The 26,879-nt window shown below is 37.1% G+C and carries 16 protein-coding genes; 2 read left to right on the top strand and 14 right to left on the bottom strand.

Annotated features, from left to right (window positions below):
- Positions 1-93 precede the first annotated feature (93 nt).
- Entirely contained in the window at positions 94-2,367 is a 2,274-nt protein-coding gene (locus tag I5M32_RS15055; RefSeq protein ID WP_200587812.1) for a PAS domain-containing sensor histidine kinase, read from the top strand.
- A 279-nt stretch (positions 2,368-2,646) separates the two neighbouring features.
- Complete coding sequence (locus tag I5M32_RS15050) at positions 2,647-3,591, top strand: Smr/MutS family protein (protein WP_200587811.1); 945 nt, start codon at positions 2,647-2,649, stop codon at positions 3,589-3,591.
- A gap of 171 nt (positions 3,592-3,762) precedes the next feature.
- Here I5M32_RS15050 and katG read toward each other — a convergent pair whose 3' ends face one another.
- From katG to I5M32_RS14980, 14 genes are all read right to left on the bottom strand, one after another.
- Positions 3,763-6,018, bottom strand: a complete 2,256-nt coding sequence (gene katG, locus I5M32_RS15045; protein WP_317193142.1) for a catalase/peroxidase HPI — start codon at positions 6,016-6,018, stop codon at positions 3,763-3,765.
- 146 nt (positions 6,019-6,164) lie between these two features.
- A complete protein-coding gene (locus I5M32_RS15040; protein ID WP_200587810.1) occupies positions 6,165-7,307 on the bottom strand; it encodes a cytochrome-c peroxidase in 1,143 nt (380 codons plus the stop codon).
- A gap of 3 nt (positions 7,308-7,310) precedes the next feature.
- On the bottom strand, positions 7,311-7,922 hold the full coding sequence (locus I5M32_RS15035; protein WP_200587809.1) for a hypothetical protein: 612 nt from the start codon (positions 7,920-7,922) through the stop codon (positions 7,311-7,313).
- Between the two features lie 10 nt (positions 7,923-7,932).
- Positions 7,933-9,363: a RagB/SusD family nutrient uptake outer membrane protein gene (locus tag I5M32_RS15030; RefSeq protein ID WP_200587808.1), complete on the bottom strand. Its 1,431-nt coding sequence runs from the start codon at positions 9,361-9,363 to the stop codon at positions 7,933-7,935.
- Positions 9,364-9,374: 11 nt separating this feature from the next.
- Complete coding sequence (locus I5M32_RS15025; protein WP_200587806.1) at positions 9,375-12,638, bottom strand: SusC/RagA family TonB-linked outer membrane protein; 3,264 nt, start codon at positions 12,636-12,638, stop codon at positions 9,375-9,377.
- A complete protein-coding gene (locus I5M32_RS15020) occupies positions 12,638-13,651 on the bottom strand; it encodes a FecR family protein (protein ID WP_200587804.1) in 1,014 nt (337 codons plus the stop codon). Before I5M32_RS15020 ends, I5M32_RS15025 begins: the two co-directional genes overlap by 1 nt.
- Positions 13,652-13,720: 69 nt before the next feature.
- Positions 13,721-15,682 carry a T9SS type A sorting domain-containing protein gene (locus I5M32_RS15015; protein ID WP_200587802.1) on the bottom strand — a complete coding sequence of 654 codons (1,962 nt, stop codon included), beginning with the start codon at positions 15,680-15,682 and terminating at the stop codon, positions 13,721-13,723.
- 120 nt (positions 15,683-15,802) lie between these two features.
- Positions 15,803-16,336 (bottom strand): RNA polymerase sigma factor, encoded by a 534-nt coding sequence (locus I5M32_RS15010; RefSeq protein WP_200587800.1) that lies wholly within the window; start codon positions 16,334-16,336, stop codon positions 15,803-15,805.
- A 111-nt stretch (positions 16,337-16,447) separates the two neighbouring features.
- On the bottom strand, positions 16,448-18,331 hold the full coding sequence (locus tag I5M32_RS15005; protein WP_200587797.1) for an alpha-amylase family glycosyl hydrolase: 1,884 nt from the start codon (positions 18,329-18,331) through the stop codon (positions 16,448-16,450).
- Positions 18,332-18,501: 170 nt separating this feature from the next.
- Positions 18,502-19,878, bottom strand: coding sequence for an MFS transporter (locus tag I5M32_RS15000; protein WP_200587795.1), 1,377 nt, complete (start codon positions 19,876-19,878; stop codon positions 18,502-18,504).
- A gap of 10 nt (positions 19,879-19,888) precedes the next feature.
- Positions 19,889-21,568, bottom strand: coding sequence for an alpha-amylase family glycosyl hydrolase (locus tag I5M32_RS14995; protein ID WP_234461981.1), 1,680 nt, complete (start codon positions 21,566-21,568; stop codon positions 19,889-19,891).
- A gap of 136 nt (positions 21,569-21,704) precedes the next feature.
- Complete coding sequence (locus tag I5M32_RS14990; protein WP_200587793.1) at positions 21,705-24,023, bottom strand: glycoside hydrolase family 65 protein; 2,319 nt, start codon at positions 24,021-24,023, stop codon at positions 21,705-21,707.
- Between the two features lie 55 nt (positions 24,024-24,078).
- Positions 24,079-24,738, bottom strand: a complete 660-nt coding sequence (pgmB, locus tag I5M32_RS14985) for a beta-phosphoglucomutase (protein WP_200587792.1) — start codon at positions 24,736-24,738, stop codon at positions 24,079-24,081.
- Positions 24,739-24,758: 20 nt separating this feature from the next.
- Entirely contained in the window at positions 24,759-26,609 is a 1,851-nt protein-coding gene (locus tag I5M32_RS14980) for a glycoside hydrolase family 13 protein (RefSeq protein ID WP_200587790.1), read from the bottom strand.
- Positions 26,610-26,879: the final 270 nt, after the last annotated feature.

Here is a 26,879-nt window from a genome sequence, read left to right as displayed (position 1 = left end):
AAATTATTTAATAAATTGCCCTAGAAAAACAAAGTTTTTTAAATCTATATAACACCTATGCATCAGTTAAAATTCCTCTCAAAAGGTGGAGAAATGGAAAGGCTTATTCGGGAAAAGGATTGGTCAAAGACCTCGGTAGGTAATCCGGTGGGTTGGCCCCAAAGTTTGCGGACTGCTTTAAGTATCGTATTGAGTTCAAAGTTTCCCGGGTTTATTTTTTGGGGTAAAGATCATTTATGTTTTTATAACGACGCTTATCGCCCAAGTTTAGGAAATGAGGGAAAACATCCAAATATTTTAGGACAAATGGGCAAAGATGCCTGGCCAGAAATTTGGGATATTATTTACCCGCTTATAAATCAAGTATTTATAACTGGTCTATCAACTTGGAGCGAAGACCAGCTCATCCCAATTTACCGAAACGGTAAAATAGAAGATGTTTATTGGACCTTTAGTTACAGCCCCATTTTTGACGAATCTGATTCTATTGCGGGCGTTTTAACCACTTGTGTAGAAACCACTAAAGATGTTTATGCCCGAAGACAATTAGAAAGGGCAAATAAACAATATTACGAGAATATTATGCAGGCCCCAGTTGCCATGTGCATTTTTAAGGGAAGAGATTATATCGTAGAGATTGCCAACGAGATGATGTTGGAATTATGGGGTAAGAACGCAAGCGAAGTATTAAACAAACCTATCTTTGAGGGACTACCAGAAGCGAAAGACCAAGGGCTAGAAGATTTAATGAATCAAGTTTTTACCACGGGTATAAAATTTGAAGCATTTGAAAGACCTGTATTATTACCTCGAAACGGTGTTTTAGAAACTTTTTATCTAAATTTTGTTTATCAGCCAGTAAAAGATGAGGAGGGTAAGGTAATCAGTATTTTTGCTATGGCAACAGATTTAACTCCTCAAGTATTATCAAAACAAAAGATTATAGAAAGTGAAGATAGACTTAAAATAGTGATTGATGCGAGCAGGCTAGGGGTTTGGGAATACGATGTCAAAGAAAAGAAAGGGATTTTTTCTGATAGATATGCCCAAATTTTCGGGTTTGAAAACAGGGATAAATTAGACAGCACAAAGATTATCAAGCTCCTTCATCCTGATGAGGAAGCTATTAGAAGTGCGGCCAATAATAAAGTAATTGAAACGGGTTATTTGAATTATGAAACCAAGATTTTTTGGGAAGATGGTTCTATCCATTGGATAGAAGCTAACGGGAAATTGTTTTATGATGAAGATAATAATCCTGCAAAAATGATCGGCACCATAAAAGATATTACCAATGAGAAAAAGTACGAGAAAGATTTAGTTGAAAGAGAGGAGAAGTTTAGACTTTTGGCAAACGAAATGCCACAATTTGTTTGGATAGGGAATACCAAGGGCATCCTTACTTATTTCAACAAATCCGTTTATAAGTACACAGGTTTAGATGAAAGTATTTTAGAAAATAACGGTTGGGCAGAAATTGTACATCCCGATGATCGCGAAATAAACTTTAAACTTTGGAAAGATGCCGTTAAAACTGGGAATGATTTCTTGTGCGAGCATAGGTTTGTGAGAAAAGATGGGCAATACCGTTGGCAGTTGAGTAGGGCCAAACCCTTTAAGGACGATCAAGGAAATATCAAAATGTGGGTTGGAACCAGTACAGATATTCATGATATTAAGGAGCTTGATCAACAAAAAGATTTTTTTATCAGTATGGCTAGCCATGAGCTTAAAACACCTATAACCTCTGTAAAGGGTTATGTACAACTGCTAAGCAATAAATATAAGAATAGCAACGATGCCTTTTTAAACAATGCATTAAACATTCTTAATAAACAAGTGGTTACGTTAACAACCTTAGTATCAGATTTATTAGATGTTTCCAAGATTAATATGGGCAGCCTTTTATTAAGAAAAACAAAATTTGCGATAAATGATCTGGTAGAAGATGTGATTGAAGAAATTCAACATATCAATCAAAAACATCAAATCATTTTTTGCAAGGAGGCCAACAGTAAAGTATTTGCTGATAGAGAAAATATTGCTCAAGTTTTGGTCAACTTTTTAACAAATGCCGTGAAATATTCACCAGGTTCTTTAAATGTTGAGGTTAAATCTAGTGTTATAAATAATAGGGTTAGAATATCTGTTAAAGACAAAGGCATTGGACTTAAAGAAGAAGACAGGAAAAAAGTTTTTGAGCGCTTTTATAGGGTAGAGGGGAAAAACGAAAAAACATTTCCCGGATTTGGTATAGGGCTATTTATCGCTTCAGAGATCATTAGAAAGCATAATGGTAAAATTTGGGTAGATAGTAAAATAGGAGAGGGTTCTACATTCTATTTTGAACTGCCCATAGAAGCATAGTTTTAAATAGATTTGAAAAGCAAAGCCATTCGCATTTATTAATGGTAGTCCCTTGGCAAAGCCATCCCTTTGGGACTTTCTGCTAAATGTTTTTTTTGCCAGAGCAAAGACGAATTGCGCAAAAAACATACCGCTGCCAATGGGGTTTAGGTATAAAAGCCATTGCTATATTAAGCAGAAGGCTTAAACCAAAAACCACATAGAAAATAAAACATAAACACGGGCTTTTTGCCTTCCACCTTAAGCATTTTGCAATAGGTTTTATGTTATCTTTACCTTATGAAATACCAGTTAGGAGAATTTGTACGCTTTGTAGATGAAAAACGTGAAGGGTATATTACCAAAATAATAAACGACCAGGTGGTTGGCGTAACAGGGGAAGATGATTTTGAAATTCCTGTGATGATAAGCAATTTAACAAGAGTACATGGTCATGAAACAAATTTAGAAAGCACAATATCAAATACGAGAATAGAAAACAATGAGCAAGATTTTGTAGAAAAGGGCATTTTTTTGGCAGCAGTTACGGATAAGAATAAAGGATCTATTGTGCATTTCCATTTAGTTAACCAAACTTCTTACCAAATATTAGTTACTTTTAAAACATCGGCAAAACAGATTTTTAAGGGAGAGTTTGCTGATAAATTGGGCGCAAAATCGACCGTCAAAATGTATTCTGCTTCTTTGGCAGAATTGGATATTTGGCCTCAATTTTATTTTGAGGCTCTATTTTTTACTCATCAAAACAGACCGCAATTAAAGCCTATAAGTTTTGATATAGGTTTTAAAGCCAAAGATTTTGCAGGCAGTAAATCCCAGATAGCTATCTTGAACGAGAACGGTTGGCTTTTTAGGATGGATCAAGCAGAAGTTTTAATTGATGCCCAAAAATTAAAGGAGGCTTTTTTTAAACCTAAAGAAGAGAAAAAACAGGTTGCAAAACTTGCTAAAGAAATAGACCTCCATATAGAAAAATTAAGGGAGGATTACCATTTTTTGAAAAAGCAAGAAATGTTGGCTATACAGATGGCCAAATTTGAAGAAGGTTTAGATGCCGCAATAGTTCATCAATTTGAGAAAATAGTATTTATACACGGTATAGGCAACAAGACTTTACAGCATGAGATACACAAAATTGTAAGCAAACACCCTCAGGTAAGAACTTATATGGATGCCCAAAAAGAAAAATTTGGTTATGGTGCCACGGAAGTTGTTTTAAAGTAATATGGCAAAAACCAGAATAATTATCGGTTTGCAAATGTTTTTTTGATCATTAGAAAAATTGGTTTAATACGTTTTTTTCTGCTATAACATAGTGATGGTTTATTAACCCTAACCATTTTTAATAAAGTATTAAAGATGGTTAGGTTTTAAATTTCATGTGATTAGAAAGCCTTAATCTTTTTTTAGATCAAACCTTCCTAAATCCATCACTTTGGTAAAAGCAGCGATAAAATCTTTTACAAATTTCTCTTTAGCGTCTGCACAAGCATAAACCTCGGCAAGTGCCCTCAATTCTGAGTTTGATCCAAAAATTAGATCTACCCTACTAGCGTTCCATTTTTTATCTCCTGTTTTACGGTCTTTACCTTCAAATTCTTTTTGAGCATCTGTTTTTGCTTTCCAAGTGGTGGTCATATCCAATAGATTCATAAAGAAATCATTGGTAAGGGCGCCTTCGTTTTTGGTAAAGACTCCTGCATCAGAGCCATCAAAATTGATGTTGATCATCCGCAAACCACCAATTAAAACGGTCATTTCTGGAGCCGTTAAAGTCATCAATTGTGCCTTATCAATCAACATTTCTTCGGCAGATGTTTTGTGTATGCCTTTAGAATAATTTCTAAAACCATCTGCTGCTGGCTCTAAAACTGCAAAAGACGCTACATCGGTCTGTTCTGCAGAAGCATCTGTTCTTCCCGGTATAAACGGAACTTCTAATTGATGTCCTGCTTTTTCAATTGCTTTCTCCACTCCTACACATCCCGCTAAAACAATTAAATCTGCCATTGAAACTTTTTTATCAGTTGCTTCAAAATTCTTTTTGATCTCTTCTAATTTAGATAACACCTTAGAAAGTTGCTTGGGATTATTTACCTCCCAATCTTTTTGAGGGGCCAAACGCAACCTCCCACCATTTGTACCACCACGTTTATCAGAATTACGGTAAGTTGCTGCTGAAGCCCAGGCCGTAGAAACCATTTCAGAAACTGTTAAGCCTGTATCAAGTATAGATTTCTTTAGAGCTTTAACATCCTGTCCGTTTATTAAATGATGATCTAAGGCAGGTATGGGATCTTGCCAAAGCAATTCTTCTTTAGGTACCTCTGGCCCTAAGTATCTCTCTATCGGCCCCATGTCCCTGTGCGTTAATTTATACCAAGCTTTAGCAAATGCTTTAGCAAAATCTTCTGGGTTTTCATAAAAACGCCTAGAAATAGGTTCATAAATTGGATCTGCTTTTAATGCTAAATCTGTAGTCAGCATAAAAGGAGCGTGTTTCTTTTTTGGATCGTGTGCATCGGGTACGGTACCTTCTCCCCCGCCATTTTTTGGTTTCCATTGGTGTGCACCGGCAGGGCTTTTTGTTAATTCCCAATCGTATTCAAACAAATTTTTAAAATAATCATGACTCCATTTAGCGGGAGTAGATGTCCAAGCACCTTCTAAACCGCTGGTAATGGTATAATCTGCGTTTCCGGTACCATAAGAGTTTTTCCAACCCAAGCCTTGCTCCTCAATTCCTGCACCGGCGGGTTCTTTACCAATATATTTTGATGGATCGCCCGCACCATGTGTTTTACCAAAGGTATGTCCTCCGGCAATTAAAGCTACCGTCTCTTCGTCGTTCATGGCCATACGACCGAAAGTTTCTCTAATGTCTCTTGCAGATTTTAATGGATTTGGTTCTCCGTTTGGACCTTCGGGGTTTACATAAATCAAACCCATTTGTACCGCTGCCAAAGGATTTTCTAATTCTCTATCGCCTGTATATCTTTCATCGCCCAACCATTCTTTTTCTGATCCCCAATAAACATCTTGCTCTGGTTCCCAAATATCTTCTCGGCCGCCTGCAAAACCAAAAGTTTGCAAGCCCATAGATTCTAAAGCACAGTTACCGGCAAGCACCATCAAATCTGCCCAAGATATTTTTTTACCATATTTTTGTTTGATAGGCCATAACAACAATCGGGCTTTATCTAAATTGGCATTATCCGGCCAACTGTTTAAAGGTGCAAAACGCTGTGAACCAGAGCTTGCCCCGCCCCTTCCATCGCTAATTCGGTAGGTTCCAGCGCTATGCCATGCCATCCTTATCAAAAATGGCCCGTAATGGCCATAATCTGCAGGCCACCAATCTTGCGAGGTGGTCATCATTTCAAATAAATCTTGCTTTACTTCTTTTAAATCTAAACTATTGAAAGCTTCGGCATAATTAAAATTAGGATCCATTGGGTTGGATAAATCGGAATTTTGGCGAAGAATGTTCAGTTTTAATTGGTTTGGCCACCACTCACGGTTAGATGTGCCGCCTCCGGCAACTTGATGCAAGCTACCACCACTAAATGGGCATTTTCCGTTTTCTGTGTTCATGTCTCCAACCTTTGCATCATGTGCGGGGTTAGAGTGGCTATTATTATTACTTTCCATTTCCTTGTAATTTGGTTGTGTTTACAAGGTAAGTTATTTTACGGCAAAATTTTAATCGTAAAATACAATATGCTTATTTATAAAATCTATAATCTAACCAGAATGTTATACCTATCAATTATTTGAACAATAAAAAAATCATTAAATTATTGTGGTAATGTGGGCGCATTGATTTTACTTACCCTTGTGCTGATAGCCCTTAAAAAAGCTTCTAAATCTTCTTGCTCTTCTAAAGTAAGGTTTAGCTTCTGTAACATTGGCGATTTTTTTGCAATTAGAAGTGAATCTGGAATTACGGCGTTCTTGGGAGTTGCAATGGGGTTTCCAAAATTATAAAACTCTATTACATCTTTTAAAGACGGGAAATTACCATGGTGCATCCAAGGCCCTGTAATGCTGGTTTCTCTTAAAGATGGCGTTCTGAATTTACCCACATCGGCTAGGTTTTTTGTTACATTATACCTGCCCAGATCTTGCATTTTAGATCCTAACAAGGCTTGCCCATCGTTATGGAATAGATTATCGCTAAATAATGGCGTGTTATGGCAATTGATACACCTGGCCTTGGTTCTAAATAAGTGCATCCCTTCAATTTCATTATCTTTTAATGCTTTGGGGTTACCTTTAACAAAAGAATCAAAACGTGAATTGGTGCTAACAATAGATCGCTCAAAAGTGGCTATCGCTTTTTGTATCTTATCTAGGGTAACATCTTTATCACCGAAGGCTTTTTCAAACATGGGTGCATAACCCTTGATATCGCTCACGTTTTTAACCATGCTTGTTAAATCTTGGTTCATCTCTAAATGATCTTGTACCGGGAAACCCGATTGATCTTCTAGGCTTTTTGCCCTTCCGTCCCAAAACAATTTTTTATAAAAGGCAGAGTTGATGATTGTCATAGCATTACGTTTGCCATTTTGCCGATCATGGCCGTATGCCAATCTCCTACCATCGCCCCAACCCAATTCTGGATCATGGCAAGAGGCGCAAGCTATTTGTTTAGAGGCTGATAAACGTGGATCAAAAAAAAGGGTTTTGCCCAATTTTTCTTTGTCATCGTTAAAGGGGTTATCGGCTGGGTAGCTAGGCCGGCCTAAGTATCCTATATCTTTAAAATCCTTTTTTGCCTCATCGTCTAAATTGGGTTTTGGCCATTTAGAAACATCGCCACTGCTATATATTGCTCTTAATTCATCAATGGTATATACCCTAGGCTGCCCTTGTAAAAAAGCACATCCAAAAATAATGATGCTTAATCCAGAAAGGATAATTAAGTTTCTTTTCATTTGCTACAATGTTAATGCGGTAACACTCAGTTTATATTTATAAGAGGTGTTGGGTAAGTTTATCCTAGAATTATCAAACTTAATCTCTAAATCTATCAGCTGTGTAGTTTCATCATAAGTGCCGCTTCCGCTGATGCCTACCTTAAATGTGGTGCCGTCTTTTTTGGTAACGGTAACATCTTGTGCTTTTACTTTTACATCGCCTTTTTTGGCACCTGGGGTATAAGGCACAAACTGCAAAACTTGATCTACATTAATTTGTGCTGTTTTGATAGCGGTACTACCGATCACATCCCCATATAATTTAACCATATCAAACATGGCTACCCCGCTATCTGCTACATAAGGATTTGTGAAACCAAGATAGGTGCTATCGGTAAGAGAAATAGTTGAGAAATGCCCTCCTATCCTTTTTGTCCAAGATTGCGTATCGGGATCGTACCTGTAAACATATAACTGATAAAAAGGATCTGGTTTTTGAAAAGTATTTATTGCCGAAGCTGATGCTTGTATCGGTTTATCTGGGTAGAGATCATCTTTTGTAGGTGGAGCATCTTTTTTACAAGCGGTAAAACTAATAATTAAAATGAGCAAGAGATAAAAAGTATGTTTCATGATTTTAGATTTAATAGCCTTCGTTTTGGATAATAACATTGTTTGCATTTACGGTTGCCGCGGGTAAAGGCATAATTAAACGGTAATCTGTAAATGGTAAGGTACAGGTTTGTGCATTGCAATCTGTTCTATTGATGCCTTGCTTGGTTCTTAATAAATCGAAAAGTAGGTTACCTTCAAAATCCAGTTCTTTTCTTCTTTCTATATATATAGCGTTTAACAGGTCTGTTTTATTGCTTAAACCCAGGTCTGTTGCGGCAGGATCTGCCCTTTTTCTTATGGTGTTCAAATCGGCGTTAGCCAAAGTGAAATTATTGGCTTGTGCATAACACTCTGCCCTTATCAAATAAATCTCAGATAATCTTAAAACTTTTACAGGTGTAGCATTTAAAGAACCCTGTGCGTATTTTTTGGTTGCATAAAAGGTGGTGGAATTGATGGTTTTAGAATTGAACATGGTGTTTTTCCCTCTCACATCAGTGGTGCTATACAAGTTCAAAAGATCATTGGTGGCCGCAAACTGCCCATACATGGCATCGTTAAGATCATAATAATTGCCTATGGAATTCCCGCTAAAATCATTTTCTATTGCCAATTCAAAAATAGACTCTGCGGATGGTTTGCGCCCCACCCAACTGGCAACATATTCGTTGTTGTTTAGCAACCTATAATTAGGGTCTTTAATCACTTCATCTGCCAAAGCAAAGGCATCTGCAAAATCATCACTATAAAGATAAACTTTGCTCAACAATGCTTTTGCAGCGGTTTTGTTAAAGTAATTTACCTGGTAACCAGTTGTAAACACGGGGTTTCCTTCTAAACCATTTATGGCGCTTTTAAGATCCGTTACGATTGCCAAATAGCTTTGTGCAACGCTTGATCTTTGTGGGCTAGGATCGCCATATAACTGAGGCTTAAGGTTGATCACTATACCTACATGAGAAGCATCTGAGGTATATTGATAAGGACGGGCAAAAATCTTCAATAAATTGAAATGCAAAAGCGCCCTAATACAAGTTGCTTCTGCAACTAACCTGTTTTTTTCTGCTGCCGGCCCGCTTGCCGAAGGTGTGTATTTTATGATGTTGTTCACATTATTGAGCTGGCTATAAAGCTCTTGATAAGTGCTGTTTAAGGTACAATCATTCCTGCTTTGGATAAGGTTATAAATATCATCAAATATGGTGTTGCTTGTTTTAAAATACTTGATGTTACCGCCCATTATATCGGGATAGATCATCAGGTTTTTTTGGTAGGTATCAGAACTCAATAAAGATTTGTAAGCACCTGCTAAAGCGGTTTTTGCACCTTGGGTATCTTTAAAAAGATCTTCTAGGGATAATTTGTCTGTTGGTTCTTTATTCAAGATCTTTTCGCAAGATGATGTTAGCACCAAGGCCATTAAAACTAAAAAGCTTATATATTTGGTTATTGTTTTCATTTGTTTTTTAATTATAATCCTACTTTTAAGCCCAATACAAAAGCCCTTGTTTCTGGGAAAACAAATCTTTTTTCTGCTATCCCATTTCTGCCTTTTGTACCTTGATCTTTATAGATGTAGAACAAGTTTGTAACATTGGCATTTATTGTTGCTTTAGAAAGATGCAACCTTTTATTTAAAGCATCGGGCAATCTGTAAGAAAGGTTTACGTTAGAAAATTTTAAATAAGAAGCATCTAACACATACCTAGATGAATTGCTTACTACGGCCCTTATAATATCCAATCGAGGAATATTGGTAACATCGCCCGGCCTTTGCCAACGATCTAATAGATTAATGCTTTGGTTACGGTTGGCAAGGTTCCTCCCATCAGCCTCATCGGCATAATTGATAAATTTATCTGCACCATAACTATAAAGTATATTAAAGGAAAGATCAAAATCATAAACCCTAAAGCTGTTTACTATCCCACCCTGAAAGTTGGGGTTCCTATCGCCCAATACTGAAGTTTGAAAAATATCAAGTTTGTTAACTTCACTTGCGCCTAAAATATTGCCGCCAACATTAAACTGTTCTAAACCGGTTTGTGGATCTACCCCCACCCAATTAAAACCATAAATAGCTGTAACGCTTTGCCCAACCTTTAATGCCGAGGCATCTAAAACTGGAGAATAGAGTGCCCCAAAACCTTTATTAAAAGATAGCAATGTGTTTTTGTTTTTCCCAAAATTAAACGCGGTGTTCCAACCGAAATTGGTTTTACGGATGTTTTCTGAATTGATAGTAAGCTCTATCCCCTTATTTCGCATCTTACTGGTATTGGCCAAAATAGTGGTAAAACCGGTTTCATAGGGTACGGCAACGCTAGATATCAAATCTACAATGGTGTTGTTATAATATTCTGTTGTGATCTGTATTTTATTAAATAGCGTTAAATCTAGCCCTACATTAAATTTATAGTTCTTTTCCCAACCTAGATTGGGGTTTGGTGCAGCACTACCATCTGGCGTTGATGCAATATTGCCGTTGTATAAATTACCTGATGAGGTGCTAAAACTATATAATCCCCTAGCGGCATAAGTGCCAATCCTTGAGTTACCGGTAGAACCATAGGTTGTTCTCAATCTTAATGAGTTAATGGTTTTGTTATCTTTCAAGAAATTTTCTTTTGAAATTATCCATGATGCCCCAATAGATCCATTTAAGGCAACTTGCTTATCGCCACCAAAAACCGAAGATTCATCAACACGCCCGTTTAGGTTAAAAAAATACTTTTTGAAAATATCATAACCCAATTGAGAATAATAAGAAACCGTAGCATCTTCTGCCCTAGAAGAAGAAGAGGTTTGCTTTTGGGCGGCGTTTAAAACCCTTAACCTATCAAAGTTAAAACCTGTACCAGATCCCCTCAATAAATTGGTTTCTTTGTTTTCTACCTGTGAGCCTATCAAAAAGTTTACGGTGTGTTTATTTGCAAAAGTTTTATCGTAAGTGGCCTGTGCAAAACCGGTTAGGCTAACGTAGTTTCTGTTGTAAATGATCAAATTTCCGTTAGCGTTTCTGCCCGTTGCATTTTTAGCCGATTTAAAAACCGTTTCTCTGTTTTGGTAAAAATCTGTACCCAAAGTACCAGAAAGCGTAATTTCTTTATTTATTTTATAACTGGCGTTTACATTACCCAATAATTCAAAACCTTTATGAAAATCTTGGTTCTGTGCTAAAATGGCAAGGGGGTTGGGTACGCCTAAAATATCTGGATAAGTACCATCCGGATTTATTGGGGCAACATTTGGTGCTAAAATTACGCCACCATAATTAGATAGATCGTTCTTTTTGGTAAAGGTGGGGCTTAAAGAAACGCCCAAACTAAATTTATGGTTAAACTGATGATCTAACTTTAAACGGGCGTATATTTTTTCTAGATCATTACCATAAGAACTTGCCTGTTCTTTTCTATAACCTGTTGATAACCTAAAAGTAGTTCCCTCATTACCACCAGAAATATCTAATGTGGCATTTTGATATGCCGCATTACGGGTGGTTAAGCCAAACCAATCGGTATTGATATCAGGGCTGCCTGCCAATTGCGTGGCTTGGGCATAAGATCTGCCATCGTTTATGTATGCTTCTCTCAATAAACGATAATATTGGTTTCCGCTTAACCATTTATATTGGTTTATAAATTGGGTAGTACCGGCATCAAAACCGAAACTTAATTTAGTATTGCCTGCCACGCCAGATTTTGTAGTGATAATGATCACGCCATTGGCGGCATTTGCACCATATAGCGCAGAAGCCGTTGCATCCTTTAAAACAGAAATACTCTGAATATCATCGGGGTTGATGTTGGATAAAGGGTTTAGATAAGTTTCGTTGTTAAACGTACCCGATTCGTTTTTTCTTTGCTGCTCATACAAGGGAATACCATCTATCACATACAATGGCTGTGAAGATGTGCCGGTAGAATTACCGAAACTTGGCAATGATCCTATCCCCCTGATGTTTACCTTTACCGGTGTACCCAGTTCGGTATTGGTTTCTACTTGTACACCGGCAATTAAGCCTTCCATCATTTTATCAAAACTTTCTATAGGGCGGGTAGTTTGTAATTGTGTGGCGTTTAGCTGTGATATGCTGCCTACTACTTCTTCCCTCCTTTTATCTTTTGTATAAGAAGATGTTACCACTACATCGTTCATCATAATGGCATCCCTTTCTAGCTCGACCCTTAAAAAGCTTTGTTTGCCCAATAAGACTTCTTTTGGCTTCATCCCTAAAAAGTTAAAAGCCAAAACCGTATTATCTATATTATTATCGGTAATCTTTAAAGTAAATTCTCCGTTTATATTTGTAACAGCTCCCTTTTTTGTATCCTTTATAAAAACATTTACGCCCGGTATGGTTTCGTTATCGGTTTTATCCGTTACGATCCCCGTGATGATCCTTGTTGGTAGATTTTTGGTAGTTGATTTTCTTACCGAAATAGTTTTACCTACGATCTTAAAATCCAATTCTGTTTTAGCGCTCAACAGCGTTAAAAACCCATTCAACTCTCCACCATAATCAATACTTAATTTTTGGTTTACGTTTATATCTGAGGGATCATAAGCAAAGGCCAGGTTGCTTTGATCTTCTACCAAAGAAAAAATATTATTTAGCGTTGCTTGCCTAACGTTTATCCTTATTTTCTTTTGTGCAAAAGAAGGAAGTACAAAAGCCATTAATAAAAATAAGACCACAAACATAGTGGTACTGTATGTACTTTTTTTTCTCATTATCTTTTGATGATGATGGTATCGTTTTGGACCTGATAGTTTAATTTTTTTGCATAGCATATACTTTTTATAATACTCAGATAGTCTGTATTTATAAATTTCCCGGTAAAATGCCAATTTTGATCTAATTGTTCTTTTTGTAGATTAATGCCATAGGCCTGATATAATTTTTGCGCAACATCTTCAAAAGAAGAATTTTTGAAAACGATCTCTCCGTTTTTCCATGCTACCGTTTGTTCTATATCAAAGCCCGATTTGGCAAAGGTTTTAGCTTTTTTAGAATAGCTTATTTTGTGGTTGGGCAGCAGTAAAATGCTCCCATTTTTTTTATCCTCGGTAATCTTAACTTTTCCCTCTACCAATGCAACTTGTATTGTTCCGTTAATATCATGACTGTTTACATTAAACTTGGTGCCTAAAACCGTAGTAAACAAATTGGCTGTTTTTACGGTAAATGGCCTAGATTTATCTTTGCTAACCTCAAAGAAAGCCTCCCCGTCAAGCTCTACCTTCCTGCTATTATTTCCAAATTCTTTTGGGAAGGTGAGCGTACTATTTGCATTTAAAGAAACCTGTGTACCATCACTCAACTGGATAATGCTTCGTTGCCCAAAAGGATTATGCCGCACTATCATTTCTGTACGCATAATGGTATTCTCTTTGTTCCATCTAAAGATTTCCCAGCTGGCAACCATCAAAACAAAACCCGCCAATAGCACCAAGAAAACTTTAAATTGGTTAAAATGATAATTTTTGGTAAAATCTGCACTTTGGTTTGGGACCGATAAAAATTGATCCATTTTTAGAAATTCTTGTTCTAGCTCTGCTTCTGGCAGATTAAACTTTAATACTTCCAATAATTGATGGGCATTATAAACCTCATCCAGTTTTTCTGGGTGATGGCTTTTCCAGGCCTCCCAAAATTCTACATCTTCGGCGTTTTGGCTTAAGAAGTAATTGATAAAAGACTCGTCAGAAGCAAAATCTTCTGCGGTGTAGTGTTTGTAATCCAAAGTATGATAATGTTTAAATTTATTGGTAAAAGAGCAGAAAAATTCCTGCTCTTTTAATTAAAATCCTTTTTAAAGCTTCACAATTTTTTGCACCAATTTAACATTTCCATCATTACCCAATAGTTGAAGGGTAAATACGCCAGTCTCTAAACCATCTACTTTTAGTGTGATGTTTCCGTTATCAACGTCAACGTTTTTATCCAGCTTGATCGCTCCTTTTAAATCAAATATCTTTAAATGATAGTTATTTGATGTTGCTCCCGATAAGGAGATATTTAAAACGTTTGCGATTGGATTGGGATAAACGGTTGCCAATGTTTGTGCTAAACTTGATGTTTTGATAGTAGCGATAGCGGATAATGAGAGCGTGGCATCAAAATCTACCGCTTTGATTCTATAATAATTTGTGCCCAATAAAGGGTTATGATCTGTAAACTGATAATTTGATAGATTTTTGGCGGCCACTTCGCCAATCTGTTGGAAATCTGCTTTATCGTTTCTTCTTTCAACGATATATTTTTGGGTATTTATCTCAGATGCGATTCCCCATTTAACCAGAACAGTTTGGTTGCTGTTTAAAGAAGCGGTGATCGTTGTGAATTTTACGGGTAGTGTACCGTCTGATTTTAAGTTGGCAGCATAAATATCTCCGTTCGATGAATTTCTTGAATCTCCCCAAGCCATTAATAGGCCCCCATTTCCATTAACGATTGAGGTTGGGTAACGTTGATCCCCTGTTGCACTTGAAACAATTACGCCATTTGTACCAAAAACAGAAGAACCATCAGCTTTTAACTCTTGGGCATATATATCATAATCGGTACCTCCCCTTTTATCAGAAAAAGATATAATTACCTTTCCGTTACCTGCTGTATCCAAAGTAAAATCGCCGGTAATACCTTGATTGCCGGTTGCAGTAACTACGGGAACACCTTCTGCAGTAGCGGTTGCATCCCATTTTGTTACGCCTGATGTATCAATCTTTTGTGCATAAATGTTATTATCTGAATTACTAATTCTTGGGTCTGTCCAAGCAATTACAAAGCTAGAATCAACAGTAACAATTTTTGGGTATAATTGAGAATTAGCAGCTGAACATATAAGAACTCCATTTGTAGCCCATCCTGCTACACCATTACTATTAAGTCTTTGTGCGTATATATTGCCATCTGTACTTCCTGCTCTTAAATCGCCCCAAGTTACTATAAACCCTCCTTTGTTATCAGTTGATATTGAAGAATTTAGCTGATTAGAAGTAGATCCGCAAATTAACGTACCAGAAGCGCCCCATAACAACGTACCATCATTTTTTATTCTTTGTGCGTATATATCTGAATTATTTGTGGCTAACCTAGGATCTGCCCAAACAACAAAACAACCACCTAAACCATCTTTAAGTAAAACTTGACCGGTTTGGATATTTGCTTGGTTGCCATGAATAGAAACATCTGCAGCCCATTGTGGTGCGCCTGTACTTATTAAACATTTTTGTGCATATAGATCTTGTGTACCATCCCTATCATCTTTCCAAACTACCATAAACTCTGTAGCCGAAACTTTCTCTGCAATGGGGCTAAATTTTTTAGTGGTATTACCTGTGTTATTGGTTAAAATCACACCGTTAGCTGCCCAACCTGTAGCACCAGAAGCAGTAATATGCTGCCCATAAATATCTTTATTTGTAGAACTGGTTACTGGATCTTCCCAAACTACTATTGCGCCACCTGCACCATCACTGATCAAGTTCATATTGGTTTGTGATCCAATGGCATTACATACAACTTTTTCTGTTCCCCATGGCAATGTACCATCGTTATTGATTTTTTGTATATAAATATCGTTACCTGTGGTTGCAGAGTTTCTGGCATCAACCCAAGCAATGATCATGTTATTGCTCCCATCGTTTATAGAGATTAAACCAGTTTTAGAAGTGGTATTACTCGAAGTTACAATTGGGGTTTCGCCAGCCCATTGGGCTTTTGCGTGTACAAAAACGGTAACCAAAATTAAAGAAAGTAGTAGTTTTTTCATTAAAGTTCTATTTAAAAGTTAAAATTGAAGGTGTTTAAACAGTAGTGCAGAAAAACCTTTGTTTTTACCAGAGAAATTTCACTTTTTTTAAAAAAACGATTAAAAGAGAAGTGGGATTACTTATTTAAGGTGTTTTTTAAGTTTGCACAAGGCCTCATAAACATGATTATATATGGTGCGGGTGCTTAATTCTAATAAATCTGCAATTTGCTCATAAGAAAAACCTTCAAAATACTTTAGGTTGATGATTTCTTTTTGGGAGGAAGTGAGTTGATTGAGGGCGTGGTAAATTTTATCCTTAGATTCTGAGTCTGTTTGGCTTTGTATCAACAGATACTCGTAAGAATGTTGCTGCCCAATTGGCAATTGATCAAAATCTGATATTTCTAAGCTTTGATGATCATTTACCAAATCTTTTAAAAGCTTTCTTTTTAAATAGGTTTTTAGGTAACTTCTGATGTTCTCTACATCGCTAATGGTATTTCTTTTTTGCCAGATCTCGCAAAACATTTCATGGATGCAGTCTTTTACCTTTTCTTTATCGGCGGTAACCCTAAATCCAAAAGCGTACAAATCCTGATAACTGTTTTGGTAAACGGTTTTAAAAGCTATTGCATTGCCAGATTTAATTTGCTTCCAAAGTGAGGAATCCATCGAAATATAAAACAGTAAAATGCAATGTAGCTAATCATTTAAAAAATTACAACAATACAAATCTATTTTTATCAATTCAATAAAATAAAAACCTAAAAAATATCGCTATTTCTATTTTAAAGCTGTTTTACTGTAAACATGGTATTCTCCGGGTGCTAAAGTTACATCGTAGATATTGGTATTTAGATTGATAGCGTTGCCAAAAGCATCTATCCAACTACCAGAAGAACCAAAATCTACCAAAGCCTTTTGTGGCACAACATCAAAGTTGCCTACAACAATTACGTTATTATCCGCACTGTTTAGTTTAATATATTTTACCGCTCCGCTTAGGTTAGAATTAAAATCAGTAGTGTTAAAAATGGCATTGTTTTCTTTCAGACTGATCATTTTACTATAAACATCGTAAAGAGCCTTTCTGTTGGGGTCTTGAAAATATTCCCATTTAATGGGTTTTTCCCCTGTTCTCCCGTTTTGATCTATGCTGATATCGTAACCTAGCTCGCCAAATTGCCAAACCATTTTGGGACCAGGGATCGCAAAGAAAAACGCTGCCGCCAATTCTTCTCGCTTTAACGAAGTTGGCAAATTATTCTTGATCACATAATTGCCGCTTGCATTCCCATAGGTAATGTTTTTAAAATTTAAACGCTCCTCATCATGGCTTTCTATGTAAGACACCGCCCCTTCTGGTTTTGCAAAACCATGGTTGGTGTAAAAACCCCAAGAAAAATCCGATTTGCCCAAATAGCCCATGGTAGCTTCGTTCATGTTGTAATTAAGGTTATTCCATACCATCATCCCGTCATTTGTGAGTTCGGTCTCTTCTTTGGTATCGGCAAAATGCTCTAAAATGGTGTAAAAATTATTATCGTCCACGCTTTTTATAAAGTTGTGATAATCTTTCCAAATAGCTACACGGCTGGCATCGTAAGCTGCAAAACCTGCATCGTCTGATGATTGGTGTTGGGTAAAGCCCTTGGAAAGATCAAACCTAAAACCGTCAATTTTGTATTGCTGCATCCAAAATTTCATTACGTTTTTACTGAAGTACTTAGTTTCTTGGCTTTCATGATTAAAATCGAAACCTACATTATAAGGATGCTTTGCTACCGTGTTAAACCAAGGGCTATCTGCAGTTGGTGCGCCATTGCTAAAATACATTTGTACCATTGGCGATTGCCCAAAAGAGTGGTTTAAAACCATATCTAAGATTACGGCTATGCCTTTCCCGTGGCATTCATCAATAAAATTTTGGAGCGCAGTTTTTGTACCGTAATATTTATCTGGCGCAAAGTAAAAAGACGGGTTATAGCCCCAACTTAAATTCCCCTCAAACTCATTTACGGGCATCAGTTCAATGGCATTTATACCCATATTTTTTAGATAATCTAATTTAGTTAAAGTTGATGCGTAGTTATGATCGGCAGTAAAATCGCGAACCAATAGCTCATAAATAACCAAGTTGTTTTTTGCAGGCCGGGTAAAATTGGTGTTCTTCCAGGTATAAACCGGTTGGTTGGCTTGCATTACACTTACAATACCAGATGTTTTGCCAGTTGGGTACGCTTTAAGATTAGGATAGGTACTTGTGCCGATATATTTATCGTTATCGGGATCTAAAACCTTTTCGCAATAAGGATCGGCAACCCGTAATTTATTATCAATTTCAAACTGATAAGCATATTCCGTATCGGGGTTTAGGCCATCAATCTGCACAAACCATGTTTTGCCATCTTTTGATAATTGCATCGGGTTTAAATTGGTTTGCCAATTGTTAAACTCCCCAATTACAGAAACAGATGTTTTTTTGGGGGCTATCAAAGTGATAATTGCAGATTTGCCTCCATTAATAAAGGCTACACCGTCTTTTGCACCAGATGGTAAATCTGCGGTTGGCGGGCTTGGCAAAGTCCCTCCAGACCCTCCATTATCTTTTTTACAAGCGGTGGTTAAGCTAATGCTGATCAAAAATAAATAGAATATCTTTTTCATGTTTATAATTTTATGGGTTGATGATTACAACTATTCTTAAAAAAAATCTGGGCGCTTTAATCCCGAAATGAATTCGGGACAGGCTACGCTATACACTATAGTTTTTTTGCTACCTGCATTAAGGCTAGGGCAAAAAAAGCTGTCGTTCCTATCGTTAACGCGATAAAAAACTAGATTGCTCTTCCTTCTTCAATTTCTAGCTCTGCTGTTACTATTTTATCGGTCGTTTTTGGTTCTTTAATAAAAATAAAACAGATTAAGGCTGCTAAAACCATTAGTGCTCCACCTAATTGCACCGCTAAAAGTCGATCATTGTTTAACACATTTCTCATGAGCCAACCAAAACCCAAAGAAGCCATGATCTCTGGCAATACAATAAAGAAATTGAATATCCCCATGTAAATGCCAATTTTAGCTTTTGGCAAAGAACCGCTCAACATGGCATAAGGCATAGATAAAATGCTTGCCCAAGCAATCCCAACGCCTGTCATACATAAATAGAGCATATTTTTATCTGTTACCCAAGCCACACTTATCAAACCTATCGCACCACAAAGCAAGCATAAGGCATGGGTGGTTTTTCTTCCCAGTTTATCGGCAATAATGGGCAGCACCAAAGCAAACAAAAAAGTAACCACACTATAATACGCCAATGTTAAACTTCCAAAATCTGCCCCTGCGGCGTAAATTGGATCGCTGGCATTGGTGCCGCCAAATACGTTTACGGCTACCGCGGTGGTATAATAAAACCACATCAGAAACAAACCCGGCCATGTAAAAAACTGTACCAAAGAAACAATCTGCATCCGCTTTGGCATATCGGCTAAAGCCTTAAAAATATCTTTAGCACCGCCCAAGAAACCTTTTTTGCCTTCTAATTTCTGGTTATTTAGTTCTTCTTCTGTGGGAGGATATTCTTTAGTGGTAAAAACTGTCCATAAAACGGCCGCAAGGAAGAAAAAAGCACCGATGTAAAAAGAATATTTCACGTTTTCTGGGATGAATCCCTCTGCTGCGGTATTTGTTAAATGGAAAACGTTCTTCATTAACCATGGCAATGCAGATGCCACGCTACCACCCAAACCAATCATCATGCTTTGCATAATAAAACCACGGTTTACTTGGCTATCTGGCAATTTATCGGTTACAAATGCCCTAAAAGGCTCCATAGAAACGTTCCCGAAAACATCTAAAACCCATAGTAAACCTGCTGCCATCCATAATGTGCCACTATTGGGCATAAATATCAATGCTATACTGCTAATGATTGCACCCACCATAAAATATGGTCTTCTTCTGCCCCATTTTGGGTGCCAAGTATGATCACTTAAATACCCGATAATGGGCTGGATCAATAAACCTGTAAGCGGTGCGGCCAAAAACAAAAGCGGCACTTGATCTGGGTTTGCCCCCAAACCCTCGTAGATACGGCCCATATTTGCCCTTTGCAGATCCCATCCAAATTGGATCCCAAAAAAACCGACACTCATGTTGATGATCTGTATCAACGAAAGTTTAGGATTTTGAAAGGCGGTTTTTAAGTTCATCTTTAACGATTTAAAATTGAATGATCTGTGAAGAATTTGGTGCTAATTTTATATTCAAAGCATCGCCCGCAGGCATTTCTAAATTTTTATTAGACAATAAATCAACTGGGTTTTTGGGCTGGTTATTATTTAAAACAATAGAAGGAAGGTTAATTTTCCCTTCAAAGCTTTCTGTTCTGTTAAAATTTGAGATGATCAGCAATCTTTGATCATTGGTGTATCTGAAATAAGCATAAACCCTGTTATTATTGATTTCTTGTTGTGGAACTTCATAAAAATCGCCATTAGATATGGCTTCGTTCTGTGAACTTATTTTTAGGAGATTTTTGTAAAATTCTCGTAAATCTTTTTGATTTTCATCAAGCTGACCACCATCAAACAAACCATTATTCATCCATTTTTGATGATTTGGAACTCCCCAATAATCGAAGATCGTTGTTCTGTTATCATCCTTGCCAAAACCTTCTATCCCTTTTGCCGGCTCGCCAACTTCTTGCCCAAAATAAACCATCACAGGGCTTTTGCCCAAGGTTGCGGTAACCACCATGGCAGGCAAAGCAAAATTGGCATCTCCTGCAAAACCCTTTGATGCGATGCGTTCTTCATCATGGTTTTCTAAAAAGCGCAACATTTTATCATCAAAACCTTGCACCTCATTTTTTGCTTGTGAAATAGCTGCCACATCGGCATCAGGTTGGTTTCTGATGAGTTTTTTTAACGCGTCGTACAATCCCACTTTATCATACAGATAATCAAAACCACCCTGGTTTAAATATTGGCTGTAAACTTTGGGGTTGTAGGCTTCGCCGATAAAAATCAGATCGGGCTTTTCTTTTTTTACTTGAGGTATCATCCATTGCCAAAATTCTACCGGAACCATTTCTGCCACATCACAACGGAAACCATCTACCCCTTTTTTGCTCCAATACACCAAAATATCCTTCATTTTTACCCAAACCGGAGGAATAGGATCGAAATAGGTTTTTTCTCCGTTTTGATAATCTACCCCATAATTAAGCTTGATGGTTTCGTACCAATCATCGTCTTTTGGTTTTGCCGAAAAAGAATTGTTGCCGGTTGCCTTTGCAGGGCTCTCGTTAAATTGGTAATCTTTTAAAGAATCTGTTGGGTTTGGTACCTTATCAATATCCGGGACCATAAAATTTTGGCCGTTTAGGTAGTAAAAATCATTCTTTGGGCTAAAGCTTTTTGTGGTATCATCATTCTCGCCAAAATCTTCAACACCTTTTGGCTTTACGTTAGAATGATAACCTCTGGCCACGTGGTTAGGTACAAAATCAATAATTACCTTTAAGCCGGCTGCATGTGTTCTTTGAACTAAGTTTTCAAACTCTTGCATCCTGTTAGGTACGTTTACGGCCAGATCTGGATCCACATCATAATAATCTCTAATGGCATAGGGCGATCCGGCAATGCCCTTAACCACATCGGCATCACTATTAGGGATACCAAATTTAGAATAGTCTGTTAAACTTGCGTGGGCAATAATGCCTGTGTACCAAACATAGTTTACGCTTAGTTCTTTTAAACCGTTTAGGGCTTTTTCATCAATATCGTTAAATTTCCCGGTGCCGTTTTCTTCTAAAGAGCCGTAAGTTTTGTTGGTGGTATTTGTGTTGCCAAAAAGGCGTGGGAGCAATTGATAGATCACTATTTTTTTATCGCCCATTATTTTAGATTTTGTTTGAGAGAAAATTAAAGTTGGTAATATCATCAATAAAAAAAACGCAGATAAGTTTTTGCTGAAACTATTTTTAGCCGAAATTATTTTTGCCCGCATTTTTACCGATTTTAAAAACATCTTATTAAACTAATTCCCTATTATCTACTTCTAAAGTTTTTAAGCCCTTTAAAACATGGTTTTGCCCATAAACAGAAATTTTTAAATCCCTATCGTGGTTGTTCTCTATCTGGAAACTTTTATCGCTGATTTTAATTTTGAGATTTGTACCCCTAAAATTAACCTTAAAAGAAAAAGATTTCCAATTGCTTGGTAAAAACGGGTCGAAATGCAATTGCCCATCTTTTACACGCATCCCCGCAAAACCTTCAACCACGCTCATCCATGTGCCTGCCATAGAGGTAATGTGCAAACCGTCTTCGGTATCGTTGTTATAATCGTCTAGATCTAAACGGGCGGTGCGTAAATAAAACTCGTAAGCTTTTGCTTCGTTGTTTAGTTTGGCAGCCAAAATGCTGTGAACACAAGGCGAAAGCGAGCTTTCATGAACGGTACGGGGTTCATAAAAATCAAAATTTCGTTTGATGGTTGCCAGATCATAATCATCCTCAAAGAAATAAATCCCTTGTAAAACATCGGCTTGTTTGATAAAGCAAGATCTTAAAATCCGGTCCCAACTCCATTTTTGATTGATCGGCCTTTGCGATTTTGGCAAATCTTTTACCAAAACCTGTTCTTTATCTAAATAACCATCTTGTTGTAAGAAAATCCCTTTTTCGGTATCAATTGGGTAATACATGTGATCTATAATTGAAGCCCAATCAGAAAATTCTTGCTTATCGAATTTTAATTTTTGTACGATGTTTTTATACAGGGCAGGGCGGGCTTTTTCTACAATTTGAGCTGCTTTAATGGTATATTTTAAACACCAAGTTGCCAAAACATTTGTGTACCAGTTGTTATTAACGTTGTTTTCGTACTCGTTTGGCCCTGTAACACCCAACATCACAAACTTGTTTTTTGCTTTGCTCCAGTTTACACGTTGTTTCCAAAAACGGGCAATACCAATCAAAACTTCTAGGCCATATTCTGATAAATAGCTTTCATCGCCAGTATAACGTATATAGTTATAAATAGCGAAAGCAATTGCCCCGTTTCTATGGATTTCCTCGAAGGTAATTTCCCACTCGTTATGGCATTCCTCACCATTCATGGTAACCATCGGGAATAATGCCGCACCATCTGTAAAACCTAATTTTTGAGCGTTTTCAATCGCTTTATCCAATTGTTTGTAGCGATAGATCAATAAATTTTTGCTGACTTGCTGCGGTGCGGTTGCCAAATAAAAAGGCACACAATAAGCTTCTGTATCCCAATAGGTAGAGCCTCCATATTTTTCCCCCGTAAAACCTTTTGGCCCTATATTGAGCCTATCATCTTTACCAGTATAGGTTTGAAAAAGTTGGAAAATATTGAAACGAATGGCTTGTTGAGCAGCAACATCCCCATCAATAACAATATCGCTTTCTTGCCATTTGCTGGCCCAAGCTTCTTTTTGCTCTTGCTTTAATTGCTCAAATCCTTTAGCCGAAGCTTTTGAAACAGCAATTTTTGTTTGGCTTAAAAGCTCTTCTTTAGCGTAATTTTGGGACGAAAGATTTGCGACAACCTTGATCAAGCTTATTTCTTGATTTTTCTTTGCCGATATATTTATTTTCTGTGCAACATATTTATCCTTTTTTATAATTTCAGATTTAAAAGCAACAGGTTTACCTACATTATATATTTGGATAAAACTTCCCGTACAAACCTCAAAATCAGTTTTTTTAGTTCTCAAGGTTAAATACGCCTCGTTGTTAGAAACTTCATCGATAACAAAATCCCAAAACTTCTCATCATAATTGCTATCCTCGTTTTTTACATCGCCATCAATAAATGGAACAAGCGTAAAATCGGCATCAAAATTTAAAGGCGTTATGCTATATTTTATGGCAGCAATTTCATCATCGGCAATGCTGCAAAAACGTGTTGCTTTAACTTTTAGCTGTTTGCCACTAGCTAGTTCTGCGGTAAAACTACGTTCTAAATAGCCTTCTTGCATATTTAAAACTCTTGTAAATTGGTTAACGGTTGCTTTTGCCAAATCTAAAACCTCATCTCCAATTTGCACTTTAATCCCTATCCAATTGGCAGCGTTCAGTACTTTTGCAAAATATTCTGGATAACCGTTTTTCCACCATCCCACACGGGTTTTATCTGGATAGTAAACGCCTGCAATGTAATTTCCGCTTAGGGTTTCGCCAGTGTAAGTTTCTTCAAAATTTGCCCTTTGGCCCATGCGGCCATTTCCCAAACTAAAAATACTTTCTGATATTTTATTGAAATGTGGATCAAAACCTTCTTCGATAATGTTCCACTCGTGTTTTTTAATGTAATCTTTCATTGCTTAGTATAGAGATGTGAGATATGAGATATGAGACCTCTTATCTCCTAAACATTTATAATTCTTTTAAATCTTTGATGGTTAATTCATTTAAGCCATTAACCACTTTATTTGCCCGTAATAATATATTTTTATCGCCAATTCCTATCGCTTTCATACCACCACGTTTTGCGGCTTCAATTCCTGCTTCGGCATCTTCAAAAACGATACATTGATTGGGTTTAACGTTCAACAATTCTGCTCCTTTTAAAAAAACCTCTGGGTTTGGTTTAGATTTTGAAACGCTATTTCCATCCACTATCGCATCAAAAAAATGGGCAATCTTTGTGTTCTTTAAAATGATGCTTGTGTTTTTACTTGCCGATCCCAAGGCCATCTGATAACCTTCTTTATGTGCCGCTTTCAAAAAATCAACGGCTCCGGGCAATAATTCTTCCTCGGTCATTTTATTGATCAATTCTACATACCAATCGTTTTTTCTTGTGGCTAATTCTTGTTTTTCGGTATCGCTTTTAGCTACGTTACCCCAACGTAAAATCTTATCTAAACTATCCATACGGCTAATGCCCTTTAGTTCTTCGTTTTGCTTTTCGGTAAAGATAAAACCCATTGTTTTTGCCAAACGCAGCCAAGCTTGGTAATGATAAACAGCCGTATCTACCAACACGCCATCCAAATCAAACAGTAAGGCTTTTATTTCTATATGTTTTTCCATTATATCTTGTTTGTTTTAGATTAATTAAGTTCTAAAACTGTTGCGCTCATTTTAGGTATTTGTAATTGATTGATGTTTGCTATCTTACCGGTAAAAATATCCTTGCCTTTTGTGATCCCTTTTAACTGCTCTGCAAATCTTGCGGTATCTAAGGTTTTATTGTTCTCTGTATTATTGATAACAACCATTACTGTACCTTTTGGACGATTTGGGATATACCTTAAATACACATATAAATCGTTCTCTGGCACATATTGCATCAATTTACCGCTTTGCAAAGCCTCACTTTTTTGCCGATAATTGGCCAATGTTTTCACGTAATCAAATGCTTCGTTTTCTTTAGGGGTGCGCCCTTTTTCGGTAAATTTATCTAAACTATCAGTTGCCCAACCTCCCATAAAATCAGAACGAACCAAACCATCTGGGTTAGCATAATTTTTCATCAAAATCTCTGTACCATAATACATTTCTGGGATGCCCCTCATGGTCAATAGCATTGTGATGCCCATTTTATATTTAGCAAAATCTTCGTTTACCATAGCGTAAAAGCGGCTCATATCATGGTTATCCAAAAAGATGCAATTGTTGTTTGGGTTTTTATAAAGAAAATCTTGCGCCAAGGTTGCATAAATGCGATTGATCCCATCTACCCAACCGTTTTTACCGTTCAAGCCTTCGTAAATGGCATCTTTTAAAACTGCATCGGTAACGCCTGGCAAATGGGTATCAAAGCCACGGTTAACTGTATTTCCGCCAGTAAAAAATGCTTGACTGGCAACAGAAGAAACCAGCGTTTCACCAAAAATAGATAGACGAGGGAACTCTGCATGAAGCTTTAATTCCCAATCTGCCATAAACTCGGGATCATTATAAGGGTAGGTATCTAGGCGCAAACCATCAATCCCGGCATATTCTATCCACCAGATATGGTTTTGCGTTAAATAATTTTGAACATAAGGATTGCGTTGGTTCAAATCGGGCATGGTAGGCACAAACCAACCGTCAAGCATTTTCTTTTTATCAGCTTCAGAAGCATGTGGATCCATAACCGGCTGATCACGATAAGAAGTCTGCGTATAAACAGGCCATTGGTTTAGCCAATTTTTCATCGGTAAATCATTATAAAACCAATGGTTAGAACCAATATGGTTATGAACAATATCTTTAATCACTTTTAAACCCTTTGCATGGCAATCTTCTACATACTTTTTATAAAGTTGGTTGGTGCCAAAACGAGGGTCTATTTTATAATGATCGGTTACCGCATAACCATGATAAGAAGCTTGCGGCATATCGTTTTCTATTTCGGGTGTCATCCAAATGGTGGTAACCCCTAAATCTTTCAAATAATCTAAGTGATTGATAACGCCCTGTATATCGCCACCATGGCGGTAATACATACTATCACGGTTTACGGTAGCTTCTTTTAAACCCTTAACAACATCGTTACTTGTATCGCCATTGCTAAAACGATCTGGCATCAATAAATAAATAAAATCTTTTTGCGTAACGCCTTGTATGCGGTTGGGGCTGTTCTCTTTATCTTTTAATCGGTAATTATAGCTCAAGCTTTTTTTACCCTTTTCGGTAAAATTGATGGTAAATTCCCCGGCCTTTGCAAATGGGGATACCAATAAATCTAAGAAAAGGTAATTAGGGCTTTCTACCTTATTAACCTTTACCAACTGCACTCCCGGGTAATTCAGTTTTACTTTGTGGCTTGCAATATCTTTTCCGTGTACCAAAAGCTGCAATTTTGGATTGTGCATTTTAGTAAACCAGAACATAGGTTCTACTCGCTCTAAATCAGGTATCTGACAGAAGCCAGAATAACTGATAAAGAGAAATAGAATGATGAATATTTTTTTCATTTAATGATTTTCTTGTAATATTTTTTTCTTGTTAGCTAAGGCATTTTATTCCTAAACAAGGCAGTAAATCATGTTATTGGAATCTTAAATTCTGTCCATCAAAGCCGCAGGTCATCCCCTAAACTCCGCTCAGATTGATATGCTGAGCGGAGCCGAAAGTCATGCTGAACAGAGCCGTAGTAATGCTGAGCGGAGTCGAAGCATAAAGCCCAACGCCCCTTCGACTTCGCTCAGGGTGACATCCCCTAAACTCCGCTTAGGGTAAGATCC

It is taken from the genome of Pedobacter segetis (assembly GCF_016623585.1).
In the GTDB taxonomy this organism is placed as follows: Bacteria; Bacteroidota; Bacteroidia; order Sphingobacteriales; family Sphingobacteriaceae; genus Pseudopedobacter; species Pseudopedobacter segetis.
The sequence above is the reverse complement of the archived record's forward strand: the minus strand, read 5'-3'. Positions and strand labels throughout refer to the sequence as shown.

Excerpts from the sequence above, each read along its gene's own strand:
- I5M32_RS15055 (WP_200587812.1), top strand. The coding sequence starts at position 94 with ATGGAAAGGCTTATTCGGGAAAAGGATTGGTCAAAGACCTCGGTAGGT.
- I5M32_RS15050 (WP_200587811.1), top strand. The coding sequence starts at position 2,647 with ATGAAATACCAGTTAGGAGAATTTGTACGCTTTGTAGATGAAAAACGT.
- I5M32_RS14980 (WP_200587790.1), bottom strand. The coding sequence starts at position 26,609 with ATGAAAAAAATATTCATCATTCTATTTCTCTTTATCAGTTATTCTGGC.
- I5M32_RS15015 (WP_200587802.1), bottom strand. The coding sequence starts at position 15,682 with ATGAAAAAACTACTACTTTCTTTAATTTTGGTTACCGTTTTTGTACAC.
- katG (WP_317193142.1), bottom strand. The coding sequence starts at position 6,018 with ATGGAAAGTAATAATAATAGCCACTCTAACCCCGCACATGATGCAAAG.
- I5M32_RS15025 (WP_200587806.1), bottom strand. The coding sequence starts at position 12,638 with ATGAGAAAAAAAAGTACATACAGTACCACTATGTTTGTGGTCTTATTT.
- pgmB (WP_200587792.1), bottom strand. The coding sequence starts at position 24,738 with ATGGAAAAACATATAGAAATAAAAGCCTTACTGTTTGATTTGGATGGC.
- I5M32_RS15010 (WP_200587800.1), bottom strand. The coding sequence starts at position 16,336 with ATGGATTCCTCACTTTGGAAGCAAATTAAATCTGGCAATGCAATAGCT.
- I5M32_RS15035 (WP_200587809.1), bottom strand. The coding sequence starts at position 7,922 with ATGAAACATACTTTTTATCTCTTGCTCATTTTAATTATTAGTTTTACC.
- I5M32_RS15030 (WP_200587808.1), bottom strand. The coding sequence starts at position 9,363 with ATGAAAACAATAACCAAATATATAAGCTTTTTAGTTTTAATGGCCTTG.
- I5M32_RS15005 (WP_200587797.1), bottom strand. The coding sequence starts at position 18,331 with ATGAAAAAGATATTCTATTTATTTTTGATCAGCATTAGCTTAACCACC.
- I5M32_RS15040 (WP_200587810.1), bottom strand. The coding sequence starts at position 7,307 with ATGAAAAGAAACTTAATTATCCTTTCTGGATTAAGCATCATTATTTTT.
- I5M32_RS14990 (WP_200587793.1), bottom strand. The coding sequence starts at position 24,023 with ATGAAAGATTACATTAAAAAACACGAGTGGAACATTATCGAAGAAGGT.
- I5M32_RS14995 (WP_234461981.1), bottom strand. The coding sequence starts at position 21,568 with ATGGGCGATAAAAAAATAGTGATCTATCAATTGCTCCCACGCCTTTTT.
- I5M32_RS15000 (WP_200587795.1), bottom strand. The coding sequence starts at position 19,878 with ATGAACTTAAAAACCGCCTTTCAAAATCCTAAACTTTCGTTGATACAG.